This is a genomic window from Vibrio sp. 10N.261.46.E11 (assembly GCF_041472735.1).
Taxonomy (GTDB): Bacteria; Pseudomonadota; Gammaproteobacteria; order Enterobacterales; family Vibrionaceae; genus Vibrio.
Genome location: NZ_JBFRQW010000051.1, coordinates 58,522 through 75,906, shown reverse-complemented (window position 1 = coordinate 75,906; position 17,385 = coordinate 58,522). Strand labels below are relative to the sequence as shown.

Genomic DNA, 17,385 nt, shown 5'->3' with positions numbered 1-17,385 from the left:
ATAAACAAGAACGACAAAGGGCTGCATAATCGCCTGTCTCTTATACACAAATCCCTAAGCCACGCTTAGGGATTTTTTTTGAACTATTTTTAGGTTTCATGATCTGATCATCTAAGCAATGACAAGGATGATTATCATGACCTATATAGAGCCAAACCCTTTGGCCACAAAAACAGTTCGGTCAAGCCCACCTTAATGACCCTAGACGCACTCAAAGACTCGTTGCTCTCGCAGCCTCACTGGCCAAGTAACCTGGTGTACCCATCTCGAAACTCATTATCTCCCCTGCTGAAATGGAAGTGGCTTATCGCTTCATCCGTAATGAGCAAATCAAAGCAGAAGATATCGCAGAAGCGGGTTTTTATGTCACCGCACAAGAAGCTGCCTCATGCAGATAGAGAAATAAAATTTACGTAGATGGCGCAGCACCAAACAATCAATACGGATGCACACAGGGTGGAATTGGTATCGCAGATAGCATCACTATCAGACGCAGTACCACCAATGCAGAATTAGAGCTAATGGCCTTAATCGAAGGTCTAGAGTATGCGCAGGATGGCGATGTCATCTACTCAGACAGTGACTTTTGTGGGAAGGGTTATAACGGTTGGATGATAAGTGGTGTTTATGAGATGCATGCTGTTACATAAGGTGACTTGATTCATAATTTTGGTTGAATGGCATGTATAGAGCCTGAGTTTAATGAGAATATAGTATGAATTTATAAATTTAAGAGAAGTAATATGAAATCAGTTGTAGGGTTTAAAGGTAAGCTTTTTTTGGCGGTAACGTTTTTACTTTTAGTTTCATTGATAGTTTCTAATGTATTGTCTTATAAACAGGTTTCTTCAGCGATGAATAAACGTGTCAATGAGTATTCGATGCTTAAAATTAACACAACGAGTGACGCAATAACGGCCTGGCTCGATACTATTAAATCTGGATTAGTTGTTAATGCCCCGGACTTTTCGAATGAATATAGTGACCCCCGAATTTTATTGATGTTGCGGTACATAGCTAATACATCTTTAGCTTCAGATATTTTTGTTGGATTTGAAGATGGTCGCTCATATAGTGCTGCCGGTGGTAAACGTGAATTGTCAACATATGACCCTCGAGTTCGTAGTTGGTATCGGCTAGCTAAGCAGAAGGGAGGAACGGTCATGACTGATATTTACCGTGACGCGATAACTGACAATTTGCTAGTGAGCATTGCTGAACCCTTCTATTCTGAAAACCAATTTAAAGGGGTATTACTTGCTGATATAGAGCTGAATTTGCTAGATGAACTTGTTAAAGAAGCTCCTTTCCCGGGGGCAATAATGGGGATATATGATGATACAAGCTTGACTGTTGCGTCAAACGGTGAGGTTGATGTACCTGGTGAGACTAAATTATACGATTTCGATAGTTTACGCACTCTTACCGATATTCTGTTATCACAGAAGTCTGGAATTGTGGATTATAGTTTGAACGATGTAGAAAAAGTCGCATTTTTTAAAACTATAGATGTAGATAAAAGTCGCAGCTGGCATCTGCTTGTTGGTGTTGATAAGTCAGTTGCTTATTCTGAGTTGGACGCCGCCTTGAAAGAATCTCTATATACATCGATTGTCTTACTCATCGGTTCATTTGCGATCTTTTCCATTATTTTCAACTTAACTTACCGACCTATTTTAGCGCTGAAAAGCACTGTTGTTGATTTATCCAAAGGCAATGGTGATCTAACTCGTAGGTTGGATGTTGGTAGTAATGATGATTTAGGTGAAATAGCGCGAGCTGTAAATACATTCATCGGTAACTTACAAACGATGATGTTGGATGTTTCTAAATCTTCGAAACAGATGTCTAATGATATTACTCAGCTGACAAATCAGACTTTGAATAATGAACAAGTTCTATCGTCACATGTAATGGAAACTAGTCAGGTAGTGGCAGCTATTAATGAAATGAGCTCAACTGCGGAAAGTGTTGCTCAAAGCGCTTCCCAGACTGCTGAATTTACAAAAAAAACTAATGATGAAGCTGAGCAATCTAAGCTTATTGTGGCTAACTCAGTACGAAGTGTTGCTGATTTAATTACGGAAGTTGAGACAATGGCTTGTAGTATTTATTCTATGCAGCAGGATTCACAGAAGATTGGCTCTGTTTTATCTGTTATAGGGGACATTGCTGACCAAACAAATTTACTAGCGCTTAATGCAGCGATTGAAGCAGCTCGAGCTGGGGAGCAAGGAAGAGGGTTTGCTGTTGTTGCTGATGAAGTTAGAGCTTTGGCTGCAAGAACACAGCAGAGCACGTCCGAAATCAATAATATGCTTTCAGATCTTAATGAAGGAACTAGAACTGTAGTCAATGCTATGGATGAGACTAAGTTACGCTGTGAAAAAACAGCAGAGGCAACGAAAAATGTGAATGTTAGCTTAGATGTAATGGTGAACTCTATTACACGCATTAATGACTTAGGTTTAGAGATAGCTACTGCTGCTGAGCAACAAAATGTTGTGACAGATGAAGTTAGTCGTAATATGACCACGATTCAAAGTATGGTGCATGAATTGACAAATAATAGTACTCAAACAATGGAAAATACTCAAAACCTAACCCAAAGTAACAGGCAGTTATCTGTGCTTGTTGAGCAATTTAAGTTGCGGTGATTTTAATTGTGTTTGAAGTAGATGCTACTTTGCAAAGAACGTGGGTAAGCTCAGTCCATTTTGTTCGCAAAAAAACGCGCTGGGTAATATTGCTGCTTTCATATTGTTCAACAGTGCTGTCATTCTTGTTTGGTGCGTCGTTTTGCCATTTCAACTCTCCTTTTTGTGGAGAACAGATAATATTATTCGTACTTGGTGATTAGAATGCGGGTTTAGCTAGCAGGCTGTGCGGTCGTGTTCTTGCTTTATCCCTAGGAATAGTGATTTGGTTTTAGGATAGTGTTAAGCGTTTTTATAGATAACATATATCTGTAGGTTGATGCGATGTGGGGGGGAGAGCAGATAGTGGTTCTGCTTGTGGCTTGGCAAACTTTGACCAAAAGTGTTTTAGATGGGAGGCTGGTATACAGAACCAATCGAGTAGGAGGAGGCCTCACGGCCTCCGTCCTCTCACACCACCGTACAAGCGTGGGTCGCATACGGCGGTTCCGAATATACTTTTAGTGACTCATCCCCATCTCGCAATGAGTACAACTCTAACTCCTCGAACCATTTTATTGGCATAGCATGATTCACCTGCGGCGTTAGTGCTAAGCGCCACCAACCTTTATCTGACATCGCTAGCTTCCACGCATTGCGCTCTGTTACACCTTGTTGTTGTAACCATGTCGCTATGCCGTATCTGCGTTTGCGTTGTTTCAGTCGATAGCATCTTAACCTTCGCCGTATCCATTCGTCCAAGCGCTGCATTGCACTCTTTCTCATAGCGAGTTTGAAGTAGTTTTGCCAACCTCGTAAGTATTGAGTCAGCTCGATGATTATCACCTTTAACTCTCTTCCTCGGTTTCGCTTCGTTATCTGCCGCACTCGCTTCCTCATTTGAGCTTGCGCTGGCTTCGATATATGGATGCCTCCATCTGTCCCGAACCTTGTGGCTTAGGTAACTCTGATCCGCACCAGCAGTTTTGGACACTGAGTTAAGTGAGTACAATCACTAATGAGGTGAACCATGACAAGTAAGAAGAAACGTATTATCCATTCTCCTGAATTTAAAGCAGAAACCCTGAAACTAGCAGAGAAAGTGGGAGTCGCTGCAGCCGCAAGACAGCTCTCGTTACATGAATCTCAGATCTACGGTTGGCGAAAAGCCACAAAGAAGAATTCTAGTATTAGCCAACGAGAACAAGAATTGGCCGTTGAAGTCGCTAAGCTAAAGAGGCAGTTGGCAGAGCAAGCAGAAGAGCTAGAAATCGTAAAAAAGGCCGCCACCTACTTCGCGAAAAATCTAAAGTAAATTGCTATGAATTTATGCTCGAACACCTGCTGAGTTTCAGTATTTCCCGTATGGCTAAGGTGTTCAGAGTTTCTCGAAGTGGTTTTATTATTGGGTTGAGAATCGCCACAAGGCGATTCAACGTGAGACAGAGAGCCAAAAGCTTGATACCAAGTTAAAAGAAGCCTTTGACGTTAGCAAAGAGCGAGATGGCTCAAGACGTATTCAGAAAGAGCTGGCAGAAAGCGGTGATAACCATAATGTTAAGACCATTGCCGCCAGTATGAAACGTCAGGATTTAGTCGCGAAAGCAGCACGTAAGTTTAAGTGTACAACAGACAGTAAGCATAAAATGCCCGTTAATCCAAACTTGCTCGCTCAAGATTTTAGCGCAACGGCTCCGAATCAAAAATGGGCAGGAGACATCACCTATGTTGCCACAAGCGAAGGCTGGCTGTACTTAGCTGTTATTATTGACCTTTATTCAAGGCAAGTTATAGGTTGGTCTATGGATACGAGAATGACGGCCTCACTGGCCTGTGATGCCTTATAGATGGCTTTATTCCGTCGAGGGTTCCCTGAGCAGGTTATAACTCATAGCGATCGAGGTAGTCAGTACTGTTCGAAAGAATATCGAGACCTCATAAGTAGTTATAATTTAAAACAAAGTATGAGTAGAAAAGGAAACTGTTGGGACAACGCATGTGTTGAGAGCTTCTTCCATTCAATGAAAGTTGAAGCAATCCAATACGATCCGATCATGACGAGAGAGCAGATGCGCCAAACGATCTTCGAGTACATAGAAGTTGATTATAATCGAACGAGAAGGCACAGTGCACTTGGGTACCTAAGCCCAATGAACTTTGAAAAGAAAAATGTCGCTTAGCTAAGTGTCCAGTCAGACTGGAGCAGATCAAAATATAGGGATGTCACTATTAGTGGTTAACGAGAAGGGTGATTAACGAGAGGAATAACTAAGAAAAGAGAGTAAGGTGATACCACTAAGAGAAACTAGTGACAAGACAGTCGGCAAATGATGCATAAGACGTAGATACAAAAAGACCACGCTAGGCGTGGTCTATTGCTTGGCTACTTCTCGATTTTAATATTTTCGACTCGGGCCTTTAGTTTTTGTCCCGGTCTAAAAGTAACAACACGTCGAGCAGAAATTGGAATGTCTTCACCAGTTTTCGGGTTACGACCAGGTCGCTCGTTTTTCTCGCGAAGATCAAAGTTACCAAAACCAGACAGTTTTACCTGTTCGCCATTTTCGAGTGCTTTACGAACTTCTTCGAAAAACACTTCCACCGTTTCCTTGGCATCCCGCTTGCTGTATCCGAGTGTCTCAAACAGGTTCTCAGCCAAATCGGCTTTAGTGAGTGCCATAAAACTTTCCTCAAAGCTATGTTATACATTGCTACCATCTTCAGTAGCGCCAAAGCATTTACCCTATTCAATCAATGAGATAAGGTCATTTACAAGGAAAGTGTATGCCAAGCTTCTGATTTTCGCCAACTTTTTTATCTCATCGATTTAATTATTCTTTCAAATCAGGAAGATAACTCCCTTGTAAAGTCACATATATAGCTAAAAAACACCTAACCAACAGGTACGATGTGATATTATATCCCGCAAAATTCAACATAATAAGAATTTAAAACTTTAGTGTTCTAAAAGATAATTTTTGAGACCTCTATCCTACACCCAATAAAATCAGCCACTTGATTTGATATCAAACTCAACAGAGGTTACTAAGTAAGCATTATTAAATATGATATTTGTATCATTTCAGAATTTAATTCGAATTAGTCAATCCTTTCGACAATGCTATTCTGCTGTGTTTTTAGAAAACGCTCAATCAATCGTCTTTATTTCGCTAAGAGGTCTTACGGTTTTCTTAGCAGGCTTCACTATCAAACCTATACCGACTAGAAACAGTACAGATGCCACAACTTGAGCGACTGACAGCACCTCGTCATACATAAAGTAACCACTGATCAATGCGAATATAGGTACTAGCAAGGTTAACGGCGCTGTCGTGCTTAATGGATATTGGATTAACAGTTTATTCCACACCCAGTAACCAAATAGCGTAGTTGGGTAAGCCTGAAACAACACAGCAATCGTTGTGTTCCAATCCCATTGTTCTATCCCCTGCCAAATAATTTGGTCACCGTGCAGCATCACGGCAAACAACACTAATGGAACTGGCGCAAATAGCATGCCCCACACGTTAAACGCAAAAGCCTGAGTGGTTTTAGACGCTTTAACAATCACGCCCATCAAGGTCCAACTGCACACCGCAATCATAATCAAGATCACGCCATTAACGGTGATGTGGCCTGTTGCTGCAGATACCAATACCGCCAACGCACACATGGCTAACATCGCCCCCATTAACTCGCGAACCGACGCACTTTCTTTGAAAACCCATACTCCAACGGCCATACCAATTAGCACATTGGTTGAAAGCAACACCGACGAAAGCCCCGATGAGAGCCCAGCGGTAATTGACCATGAAGCCATACCCCAGATGCCCACACCAAACACAAAGCCATAACTCACTAAATAACGCCACGCGACATTCGGTCTTGCTACAAAAAATATCACCGGAATCACCGCTAGCGAGAAACGCGCGGCGGTTGCCAACAACGGATGAACATTGGTTACACCCATTTTGATCATCGAGAAATTGAATCCCCAAATTGCCATCACGAACACCGCTAACAACAAATCATTTCTTTTCATACTGACCCCTCCTTTGTTTTGAATGAGTATCCCTTGAACAATAGAACCAGTACAGATAAAATTTTTACAATAAAAACAAGTACAGTTAACAGCGATCGTGACCATGAGTATCTACAGAAAGCTAGCCAATCAATTTATTGATGAGATTGAAACGGGGAAAAGACCCGAAGGTGGGCGCATGCCTTCGCTGCGTCAATTAGCTAAACAACAAGCCATCAGCATGTCGACCGTAGTGAGCTGCTACCAAGAACTGGAATCACAAGGCTGGATACACTCTCGACCGCAAGCAGGTTATTTTGTTTCTCCTCATAAACCTACTCACTCAACCCCAGAGTGGGCACAGTTTGAGAGTAAAGTGTCGAGCGTTAAGCAAACGTCATCGACTCACAACTCAATCAACGGGCCTTTAGGGGTCTCAAGCACCACCAATGATCAACAGTCGGTCGTTGAACTGGAACGTAGTTTTCGTCGCGCTATTAGGCGTATGAACAGCAGGCTAAACCATTACCCAGACACACAAGGTGAACCGATGTTGCGACAGACATTATCCACTCACTTTGCCAAGCTCGATGTGCACTTTTCACCTGAAGAGATGGTGATTACGGCAGGCTGTATGTCCGCGATTAAGTCTGCACTTGAATCGTGCACCAAAGAAGGCGACACCATCGCGATTAGTTCACCTTGTTTCAACGGCATTCTGGAGTTACTCGGAAAGATGTCACGCCAGATCATCGAGATCCCATCTCTGGATGACGGTATCGACTTGCAACAACTGGAAGCGCATTTGAAGAATAGACAAGTCGATGCCGCGATTTTTTGTACCTCCCATATGAACCCTCAGGGGATCAATATGTCAGCTAGTCAAAAACAAAAACTTGCCGAATTAGCGAACCACTATCAAGTACCGATCATTGAAGATGATGTGTATCTGGAACTTTCTTATTCCTCACACACTCCACTCCCCGCGAAATACTACGACAAAGGCGGCTATGTACTATGGTGTGGTTCAATATCGAAAAGCTTGTCACCGAGTTACCGATTAGGATGGTGCTTACCAGGGAGGTTCATTAACGAATACAAGGCTCAGTTTTCTGCTGCAAGCTATGGCGTCGCCCTGCCCACTCAGCTTGCGGTTGCTGACTTTATCGAATCTGGTCAATACGCAAAACACGTTAGAAGAAGGTGTACTCAGCTCCTCTCTTTGCGCCAGCAATACCTAAGTTATTTGGCTCAGCTCCTTCCTCAAGGAGTAAAGATAAGTAACCCACAAGGTGGCATGGTACTTTGGCTACAAATACCAAATTTGAACCAATCAAGCTTTGCTCAGGCAGTTGCCGACCACAACATTGATATCAGGCTTGGGCACCTGTTTAGCACTCATGACCTTTACAGCAATTGCTTACGCATCAATATTGGTTACTTGTTAGAGGGAAAAGCCAAGCAGGAATTGAACGACTTAATCGAACTGATTCGCGTTCATAGCTAGTACGTTGCAGTTCTTAATACGTGCCAGTTCATAATACGCAGCTAGGACATCAAAGCTTTTCAGAATCGACTTTTTCATAGCCATTCGAACACCGAATTTTAATAGCCTTTTATCATAAAAAAGAAGGCTATCATTCCTATCTGAACTAGGTTAAAGCCCCGCACCGTAAGGAAAATGACTCGCTTCGATACCTTTAAATACTGAGTTTGCTAGCACATACAAAATTATGCAAACTGACTAATGACACATCACTTTTTAACTTCAATATACAACCGCCGGCGCTGGCGTTTTCCCGTATTTGAAGAGAATAATTATGAGTGATACAACAAAAAACAAACCACTACCTTCCTTTATCGAAGAACGCTTGAACTTCTATATTCAAGACCTCATTACCCAGAACCAAAGCCAAAAGCACTTGGTATTGGGTAAACGACCTCAGCGCAACGCCGTCGTGATGCAGAGCAATGATTACTTAGCACTGTCACACAACAAACCGATCCAAGACGCCCATCAAGCGGCGATTATCGAACACGATGACAACGTAGTGATGTCTGCAATTTTCTTACAAGATGAAGAGTCTAAACCTGCGTTTGAAACCGAGCTCGCGAACTATGTCGGAATGGAGAGCTGTTTGCTTTCTCAGTCAGGTTGGGCGGCCAATATTGGACTATTGCAAACCATCTGCCCGCCGGACACATCGGTGTATATCGACTTTTTTGCCCATATGTCGCTATGGGAAGGCATTCGTGCCGCTTGCGGCATCGCTCACCCATTTGTGCATAACAATATGAATCACCTGCGTAAACAGTTAGAGCGCCACGGCTCAGGCGTTATTGTGGTCGATTCGGTTTACAGTACCATTGGGACCATCACCCCACTACGCGACATCTACGAAATGGCGCAGGAGTTTGATTGTGCAGTCGTCGTTGATGAATCGCATTCTCTGGGTACGCATGGGAAAAATGGTGCAGGCTTAGTTCACGCATTGGGTCTCACTAACCAAGTCGACTTCATCACCGTAAGTTTGGCTAAAACCTTTGCTTATCGCGCAGGCGCAATCCTCGGTCCTAAACAGCTATCGGCAACCTTGCCGTTTGTTGCTTATCCCGCGATTTTCAGCTCGACCGTGTTACCGCAAGAAGTGATTCGTTTACAGAAAACATTAGAGGTAATCAAAAGTGCAGATGATAAACGACAAGCTCTGTTCCTGCGTGCTAAATCGCTGACTACGGGTCTAAAACGAATTGGCTTTAATATCCGCAGCGAGTCTCAAATTGTGGCATTAGAGTGTGGTAGTGAAAGAAACACCGAACGTGTTCGCGATTTCCTCGAAGAACGTAATGTGTTCGGTGCTGTTTTTTGTCGCCCTGCTACGGGTAGGAACAAAAACATCATCCGCTTTTCAATCAATGCCGACATGACACCACGAGACATTGACCATGTGCTCACAGTTTGTCACGAAGCGTACCATCACCCAGAGTTAGAGTTCGTATAACTCTGTACACACCAATTCTATAACTAACACAAACGGCAGGACTGAATAGACGCTATCATGTCGCGATACAAAAAGAGCCCAGCGAATTGCTGAGCTCTTTCTTGTGTTCATCTATTCATCTATTCATCTATTCATCTATTCATCTATTCATCTAGTTCAGCTGGATAACCGGACGGTACAACCAATCAAATCCAGTGTGCAATTTTATCGAACAGTCGGGTTTTATCCGCTGGCTTCACAATAAAATCTGACATGCCCGACGATTCCATTTTTTCCAATGTCACTGGGGAACTGTCGCCTGTGTGAGCAATAATCGGCACTGTAGAGTATTCTTTGGCTGCACTGCGGATTCGACGAGAAGCTTCAATACCATCCATAATTGGCATCTCGATATCCATCAGAATCAAATCAACATCCTCGCTATCCAAAGCATCTAACGCTTGTTGGCCATCTTCTTTCTGTACAACGTCAAAGCCCTGTTTTTCCAATAACATTGCGGTAAAACGGCGCAAAGATTCGTTGTCATCCACCACCATGATCGTGCGTTTATTAGTCGCCTCTAGTGGTTTCACAGCAACCGACGGCAACACGTAATTGGAATCGAAAAGTAAGCGCTCAATGGTGGCTTTGGTATTCAGTAGCCAAACTTGTGTTTCCACCCAAATCGGTTCAAAAGCAACGTTACGAACACGCTTAATGGGGTGATGCTCATACAAATAGATGATTCTCGCTTCAGTGAACGATAGCAAAGATTCAATTCTATCGAGGTAATTAGCTCTTAAATCTAAGCTCTCCATATCAACGAAAATCAAGTCGAACTCAAATTGATATTCCTTATTTTTAAGTGCTGATACAACGTCTAATACGGTGAGGTCAAACCCCATAAAACGTGACGTCTCAGTAATTTTATCAGAGAGTACTTTCTGGTCACTCACCATCAACACTGTCTTTAGTTTAGTGAGCTCACTCTTAATTTCATTCACAGAGTGAGAAGTCAAAGATGGAAAAGTCATCGTGAACTGCGTCCACTGTTCCACCTCAGACTTACACTTAATCTCTCCACCAAACGACCGCATTACTTTCTGACAAAATGGCAAACCTAAGCCGTAGTTACCTGATTGGCCGGTGGTGTAAAAATCTTGGAAAATACGTCGAATGACATCGTTTGAAATACCAGCTCCGTTATCGGTAACCACAATTTGATTGGTCACGTCATCACTGCACATGGTGACATGAATATGAAAATCTTCAGGGCTGCGATGATGGAATGCGTTCTTGAACAAGTTATACATCACGTACTTCAACAAGGTATCACTGCCCAAGAAATCAAAGTTGCTTTGTACATCTAAAGAGATCGCTGATTTATCAGCTGAGCGCTTATAGTTAAAGCTATCTATCGCCCCTTCAACCACCGCTTGAGCTGAATGTTTCTTGAACGTAGAACGAGATACTCGGTTTTCATCAATTGAAGTCAATAACAGGTCAATCGTCTCGTTACCTGAGTGAATAATCTCCATCGCTTCATCACCCACTTCACGTAACTGTATAACTTCTTCATTGCTCAAAGCGTATTGCCCTTGGTGGCCACCACTTTTCGGATTCGGCAATATGGACTGCATAACATCAATAGAAGTCAGTAAACCACTTAGTGGGTTTCGCATCTCATGCGCGATACCGGCTCCAAAAGATTTCGCCAATGACACCTTATTCTCATGTTCCACCTGATTACGGAAGTAAAATAAGTTACCGAACAAATAGATAAATAAGAAGATTGGCACATGCGTCCAATCCATTGTGAGCTCTAAGTAGAAGCCTTGTGCCACCCATGCATACAAGGTAGCAATCCCTATCCCGGCGAAGGTTTGTGCAAACATCACTCGGGTGACGTGAACTAATAAAATATGGAGGAAAATAGCCGACATGAAAGACATAACCCATACGTTGGACCAGTTATTCATCAGCAGCATGTAAAAGAAAAAACACGGTAAGCAGAGGGTGATAGCGACTTGATAATAAGCCGGAAGGTACTTTCGCCAATCAAATGGAACTCGATTACGAACAACAATCCCAAGGAACAATACCGAGCAAAACAGACGCAGGGCTAAATTCTCATAGGGTTGCGGAAACAAGAATTCCCATACAATGTAGTAAGCAGGGAAACCGACAAAGCCCATCCAACCCACAAGGGTTAGGTTAGGTTCTGCGTACTGATAAACTTTACGAATCGCGTTCATACAAATACTTTATTTACTAAGCCCTAACGTTTACAAAGTCTTAAATTTGATGTTGGTTCTTATGTTTTCCGCTGAGTATATTACACATCAACTCAGAGCAGTGAGCTTTCCATCAAATATGTATCAACGCTTTTGATTTTATAATTGGCTCAGATGAATAAAGTCTCGGTTTCATACTTTAATTAAGACAATATCCCTTCGTAATTCAGATTTATACGCTCACGCCTACACCAACAACGCGCCTTAGCAAGTGCTGCGCCTCTTCGTTTGCATTACGTCACTGTAACGCGATGCATCTTTCTTGGAGAATCGCCGTAATCAATCACCGCGTAATGTTGCGTTACCCTATTGTCCCAAATAGCCATTGATCCCCTGTCCCATTTGAAACGGACTTGAAACTCAGGGCGTCGTGCAATTTCAAACAGTTGGTTAAGTAAAACATCACTCTCTTGTCGGTCAAGTTCGTTGATATAACGGGTAAACTGCTCATTGATATAAAGTGTTTCTCTACCTGTTTCCGGATGGCTCTGAACAACAGGATGGATTACAGGTGGATTTTTCTGCGCGGTTTTAAGTAGTGATTTGTGCCAATCAAGCTCTATCTGATCTGACTCAACTCCCTCGAAAGCCACCAGCGAATGAGTCGCAGACAACCCTCTCAGCTTTGCTTTCATGTCTTCATCTAATGAATCAAATACAGCCGTCATCGAACACCAAATCGTATCCCCGCCTACGCTTGGAATATGTTGGGCATGCAACAGAGAAGCTTTCGATGGCAATTTTCGCCAGGTTAAGTCGGTATGCCAATAACTTTCCATCGGGGCATTGCCACGCGTTGTTTCTATCACACTCACCTGATGTACATGCTCGACGCGAGGGAAAAATGGATGTGCTGGTTCGAGTTGTCCAAATCGCTCTGCAATCATCAAGTGTTGTTCTGGTGAGAGTATTTGATCACCTAGGAAGATTACTTGGTGGGTAATCAGCGCCTGATAAACCTCATCGAGTTCGGTCACACTGCATGTGGCGAGATCGACTCCATGGATTCGCGCACCGATATGAGGGGTAACTTGTTCTATTTTCGACATACTTTCGCTTTTTAATGATGTGACATTTAATAGTCAATCTAGATACTGACTATTAAACCGGATAAATACCCCATTTCTTTCAATCCTACTCAACATAAAATGACTTTACTTTGAAAACAAAAAAAAGAGCCCCTAAACTGGCGCTCTTTTCGTTTTTTGATACTTCCTGTATCCATAGACAAGTCCAATCTGTAGTACTTTCACCGAAAGCCAGACCATCGATATCTCCAGTTGTGTATCACCAATAAATCTAGCACACAATCTTCAGGCTTTTCTGAGACACAACCGAGATATTCAACTTAGTGCCATTCCATCTCAACACTTGTTCAATGCCATTAAAAAGGAAGCAATCTCGACATTAACGATACTGATGTGTAATAAGAATTATTAATTTTACTAATATTCTATGCGCTCTTATCGTAATCAGAATAACTCAGTTTAATCGGCGTAACGCTAACACGAAGAAAGGAATAAAGAATGACTGCCATTACCGATTTAGACATTCTGCTAAAGTCCATGTCACCAGAGCTCATTGAAGGTGATTATGTTTTTTGCTCTGTTGACGGTGCATTAACAGACTATGTTCAACTCGACCCAATCGCGACCTTTCGTGAAAAAGAAGGCTTAACCTTGGTGCTCACGGAGGGTGCTGCACGCCAAGCTCAACTCGATTTCGATGGTGTACTTAGCCTGATTACTTTGTCGGTACATTCCAGTCTTGAAGCGGTTGGATTAACAGCGGCTTTTGCCACCAAGCTAGGTTCATACGGTATTAGCGCCAACGTAATTGCTGGTTATTACCACGACCATATCTTCGTTCAGAAAGACAAAGCAGACGAAGCAATGAGCGCGCTGAAAGAGTTTTCAGAAACTGAGTAATAAAGAATTTGATTACTCACAAATACAAAAAAAGCGACGTAATCTACGTCGCTTTGACTTATTGCTCAATAATCACTCACTGATCAGGCATCAGTGAATGACACAGTTAAGCAAGCTTAAAAGTCGCCACTTTGTCACTTAAACCAGCGGCTTGGCTCTTAAGTTCGTTCGACTCAGTTAAGCTGTCCTGTGCGCCCACAACTAAGTGGTCGGTAACATCTTTAATGGTCGTAATGTTCTGAGTAATTTCACCCGTCACGTGCGTTTGCTCTTCTGCTGCGGTCGCAATTTGAGTCGCCATATCACTAATCAAAGCCACTGCTGTGTTGATCTCTTCTAGCGCATGTGAAGCTCGGTCGGCATCTTCTACGGAATGTATTGCCAGTTTCGAGCTGCTCTCCATAAAATCAACCGCTTGAGCCGTTGTGCGTTGTAAAACATCAATCGTTGACTTTATCTCTTCTGTTGAAGAGTGAGTGCGCTGAGAAAGTACACGTACTTCATCTGCAACTACAGCAAAACCACGACCTTGCTCACCAGCACGCGCCGCTTCAATCGCAGCATTCAAAGCAAGCAAGTTAGTTTGCTCTGCAATACCTTGAATCGTAGCAAGTACCGTCGAAATCTCTTGAGCATGCTTGTTTAGCTCGCTGATCACGCTACCCGCTTCATTCACTTCATTGGCAAGGTTATTGATAGAACCTTTAGTATCGACAACCAGAGCGTGACCGCTGTTAGTGCTTGTCGCAGAGTCTTGCGCCGCTTTTGCTGTTTGCTCGGCATGCGATGCAATCTCTTGCGTTGCGCTCGCCATTTCCGTTACAGCCGTCGCCACCATGGTGATCTCTTGCTGTTGATGATTAAGCTCATCCACCGAACGATTCGCTCGCTGAGTACTTTTCTCTGACTGGCTGTTAAGCTGCTCTGATTGCCCACGAATATGACCAATCAACTGCTGTAAACTTCCTACAAAAGTGTTGAAGTTCTGTGCTAGCTCTCCTACTTCATCTTGGTTCTCAACATGAATACGCTGAGTTAAATCACCACTACCATTAGCGATCTGCGCCAGAGCTTGAGACACATGGTTCAACGGTCGGAATAGAATAGTACACAACAGGTTAAATAATATGGTACATACAATAACGACCAATAATGTCACTAATACTTGGCCAAACACAGCATCAAACAACGGTGCAACCAAAGAGTCATGATTAACAACACTGATAGTAATCAGGCTTGTTCCGTCAATCGCACGTGCGTACAGAACATAGTCGCTGCCATTTAACTCGATAGCCGTGTCTTTACCGCTAGTCAGTGCCTTCTGTACATCAGAAAAATCTAGCCCTAGCGAGCTAATATTCTCGTTCAGCAACTTTGTATCAGCGTGCGTGTAAACCGTGCCCTTGTTCGTCGCGATGAACATGTAACCTTCGCCTGGAAGGATCACTTTTTCAAGGCTGTTTAGAATATCGGTAATTTCTACATCAGCGCCCAAAACGACCTGCTGACCATGCAGTTGCATTGCAGTGCCCAACGACACAACGTTCGCCCCAGTTGCCGCGGCAACCGTTGGGTTATCCATGAACACTTTACTTGGGTTCGCAACCGCATTGGTGTACCAACCCCATACGCGTGGATCATCATTACCCGGTGGCAACACTACGCCATTCGCATTTTTTTGCGAACCATCAGGGAATGCTAAGAACACATTATCAAACGCCCCTGAATCACGAACCTGCTTCAGGTGAGTCACCAAGCTTTCTTGTTTTGACTCCTTCGAAAGTGAAGTAAGCGCACGTTCTTTGGATAAGATCCAATCCGATACATATTGATTGTAAGAAGCTGATGCCCCCTCTAAGCGCTGTTCAACTTCAATATCTAAGCGTTGCAGTGAAGCACGAAAAGACAATACCTCGACCAAAATCCCCCCCAGGATAATGGCCATGCTGGCAGAGATCGCCAGCTTATTCTTAAGCGAAAGTTTCTTTAACATAGAAAACCTATAATTTTTATATAAATAACCGTGGGTAACAGAACCGTTCCCATGCGGTAGCAAGCTAATATATTTTACATGTTAAAATAAATAATTAAACGTGCTAACCTCTTGTATTATCAATAAATACAGACCAAAAATTAGATCCAAATCAACTCTAGCCGATGAACGGTATACGCTAAGATTGAATAACGTCAATAAGAAAATTAAATGCCAAGCCTTTTGCTTCATTTATCTTAATGTAGATGGAGTTAGTATTCTCAATCCAACAATCTTGCAAACAGTTAAGTACTCAGAGTTTTCTTATGTCCCGTAGTCAACGCCTTTTCGACCTGCTCCAATTAATGCGCTCTCATAAATACCCCGTGTCTGCCGATCATCTCGCTAAAGAACTAAACGTGAGTACACGCACCATTTATCGAGACATCGTGACGCTGCAAGCACAAGGTACTGAAATTGATGGTGAAGCCGGAAGAGTCGATTTACGGCATCAACTTCCTTGCAGTTGATCCTGACGGACACCGTATCCGCGTCTTCGCTTAAACGAATAAGAGCAAGCTACACTTAGCCGCTTGCTCAACTCATCTCATCTCATCTCATCTCATCTCATCTCAACAAGAGCTTACTAGCCAAAGTCTAACGTCAACAATAGTCGTGTCTCGTCAGATGAAGTAACGGGAGAGCGATGCACAAGCCCCGCATTTTCATTGCCACTCTCTCCTTTCAGCAACGCCACATCACCACTCACCATTTGTTGAATATCAGATTCATGAGCATATAGGCCTGAAGCCGAATCTGGCTGTCCATTGGCTCCTCGTCCTAACTTCGAACGGTCGAGCGCGTAGTTTGGCAGCCATTGCGTCGCGACACCATGATAAGTGGTCACCAAGCGACAAGGTACTTGGTCAAAATGGAAACGTGGGCACATCGCTTTATTCAGAACCGCCAAACGAAGCCCTACTGCTTCAAGATCAAACAAACAACAGAACATATCCACCAGCTCTGCCATGTTTTCTAATAGCGCTTTAGAAGCCGTTCCATCTGTCGACAATTTTAATTTCTCATAGGCATTGTCGGGTGACACGCTAACAGACTTACTAAAATTAGGATTCGACGCGATAAACTCATTAATGTCGTCGATTAAATTAGCATCAAACTTACGCTGCCAAATCGCGATGTTGATATCACTTTGATAGATGTCTGCTAATACCGTGGGCTGCTCCGAAGCACTAACGCATGGCTTGTGACTCACCTGATCTTTGATACTCACAGCCGAACTAATATTAAGTGGCTGGTTACTATTGGTTGCCAAAGGCTTCGTTAACACGGCATTCATTACGTCTTCTCCTTGATACATGCTTATCGTCTTCCTCTTACTAATACGATCGTTATTCGCAGCAAGAGTTAATTATAGGTATGTTATAACATAACTTTAATTGCACAGGTAATTTACCAATCGTGCTTTAAATTATCTGGATATGCCTTTCTAGCCTTAAGTCATTTGATTTGTATGAAGTGGAACAAAGCAGAAA

At 42.9% G+C, this 17,385-nt stretch carries 10 protein-coding genes and 5 pseudogenes; 8 read left to right on the top strand and 7 right to left on the bottom strand.

What is annotated here, in order from left to right; translation table 11 throughout:
• Positions 1 to 136 precede the first annotated feature (136 nt).
• From AB4407_RS16525 to AB4407_RS16515, 3 genes and pseudogenes are all read left to right on the top strand, one after another.
• Positions 137 to 383: pseudogene (locus tag AB4407_RS16525) on the top strand (transposase DNA-binding-containing protein); the annotation flags it as partial.
• Between the two features lie 24 nt (positions 384 to 407).
• Positions 408 to 614: pseudogene (locus AB4407_RS16520) on the top strand (RNase H family protein); the annotation flags it as partial.
• A 129-nt stretch (positions 615 to 743) separates the two neighbouring features.
• Complete coding sequence (locus tag AB4407_RS16515) at positions 744 to 2,657, top strand: methyl-accepting chemotaxis protein (RefSeq protein ID WP_372121330.1); 1,914 nt, start codon at positions 744 to 746, stop codon at positions 2,655 to 2,657.
• A 450-nt stretch (positions 2,658 to 3,107) separates the two neighbouring features.
• On the opposite strand, the pseudogene AB4407_RS16510 reads toward AB4407_RS16515, so the two are convergent.
• Positions 3,108 to 3,603, bottom strand: a pseudogene (locus AB4407_RS16510) (group II intron maturase-specific domain-containing protein); the annotation flags it as partial.
• Between the two features lie 63 nt (positions 3,604 to 3,666).
• On the opposite strand from AB4407_RS16510, the pseudogene AB4407_RS16505 reads away from it, so the two are divergent.
• A pseudogene (locus tag AB4407_RS16505) lies at positions 3,667 to 4,816 on the top strand (IS3 family transposase).
• A 203-nt stretch (positions 4,817 to 5,019) separates the two neighbouring features.
• On the opposite strand, the gene ihfA reads toward AB4407_RS16505, so the two are convergent.
• Together ihfA and AB4407_RS16495 are read right to left on the bottom strand one after the other, a co-directional pair.
• Positions 5,020 to 5,316 carry an integration host factor subunit alpha gene (gene ihfA, locus AB4407_RS16500; RefSeq protein ID WP_004734853.1) on the bottom strand — a complete coding sequence of 99 codons (297 nt, stop codon included), beginning with the start codon at positions 5,314 to 5,316 and terminating at the stop codon, positions 5,020 to 5,022.
• Positions 5,317 to 5,784: 468 nt separating this feature from the next.
• Positions 5,785 to 6,678, bottom strand: coding sequence for an EamA family transporter (locus AB4407_RS16495; protein WP_372121329.1), 894 nt, complete (start codon positions 6,676 to 6,678; stop codon positions 5,785 to 5,787).
• Between the two features lie 103 nt (positions 6,679 to 6,781).
• On the opposite strand from AB4407_RS16495, the gene AB4407_RS16490 reads away from it, so the two are divergent.
• Together AB4407_RS16490 and cqsA are read left to right on the top strand one after the other, a co-directional pair.
• Complete coding sequence (locus AB4407_RS16490; protein ID WP_372121328.1) at positions 6,782 to 8,164, top strand: PLP-dependent aminotransferase family protein; 1,383 nt, start codon at positions 6,782 to 6,784, stop codon at positions 8,162 to 8,164.
• Positions 8,165 to 8,477: 313 nt separating this feature from the next.
• A complete protein-coding gene (cqsA, locus tag AB4407_RS16485) occupies positions 8,478 to 9,659 on the top strand; it encodes an alpha-hydroxyketone-type quorum-sensing autoinducer synthase (protein ID WP_372121327.1) in 1,182 nt (393 codons plus the stop codon).
• Between the two features lie 185 nt (positions 9,660 to 9,844).
• Here the strand turns inward: cqsA and AB4407_RS16480 are convergent, their stop codons facing one another.
• The gene (locus tag AB4407_RS16480) at positions 9,845 to 11,893 is read right to left on the bottom strand and encodes a response regulator (RefSeq protein ID WP_372121326.1); all 2,049 of its coding nucleotides are present in this window, start codon (positions 11,891 to 11,893) and stop codon (positions 9,845 to 9,847) included.
• Between the two features lie 272 nt (positions 11,894 to 12,165).
• Positions 12,166 to 12,981 (bottom strand): TauD/TfdA dioxygenase family protein, encoded by an 816-nt coding sequence (locus AB4407_RS16475; RefSeq protein WP_372121325.1) that lies wholly within the window; start codon positions 12,979 to 12,981, stop codon positions 12,166 to 12,168.
• Positions 12,982 to 13,458: 477 nt separating this feature from the next.
• Here AB4407_RS16475 and AB4407_RS16470 point away from each other — a divergent pair, with 477 nt between their 5' ends.
• Positions 13,459 to 13,860, top strand: coding sequence for an ACT domain-containing protein (locus AB4407_RS16470; RefSeq protein ID WP_372121324.1), 402 nt, complete (start codon positions 13,459 to 13,461; stop codon positions 13,858 to 13,860).
• Between the two features lie 106 nt (positions 13,861 to 13,966).
• Here the strand turns inward: AB4407_RS16470 and AB4407_RS16465 are convergent, their stop codons facing one another.
• A complete protein-coding gene (locus tag AB4407_RS16465; protein ID WP_372121323.1) occupies positions 13,967 to 15,853 on the bottom strand; it encodes a methyl-accepting chemotaxis protein in 1,887 nt (628 codons plus the stop codon).
• A 305-nt stretch (positions 15,854 to 16,158) separates the two neighbouring features.
• On the opposite strand from AB4407_RS16465, the pseudogene AB4407_RS16460 reads away from it, so the two are divergent.
• A pseudogene (locus AB4407_RS16460) lies at positions 16,159 to 16,326 on the top strand (helix-turn-helix transcriptional regulator); the annotation flags it as partial.
• 152 nt (positions 16,327 to 16,478) lie between these two features.
• Here AB4407_RS16460 and AB4407_RS16455 read toward each other — a convergent pair.
• Positions 16,479 to 17,189 (bottom strand): DUF1826 domain-containing protein, encoded by a 711-nt coding sequence (locus AB4407_RS16455; RefSeq protein WP_372121346.1) that lies wholly within the window; start codon positions 17,187 to 17,189, stop codon positions 16,479 to 16,481.
• Positions 17,190 to 17,385: the final 196 nt, after the last annotated feature.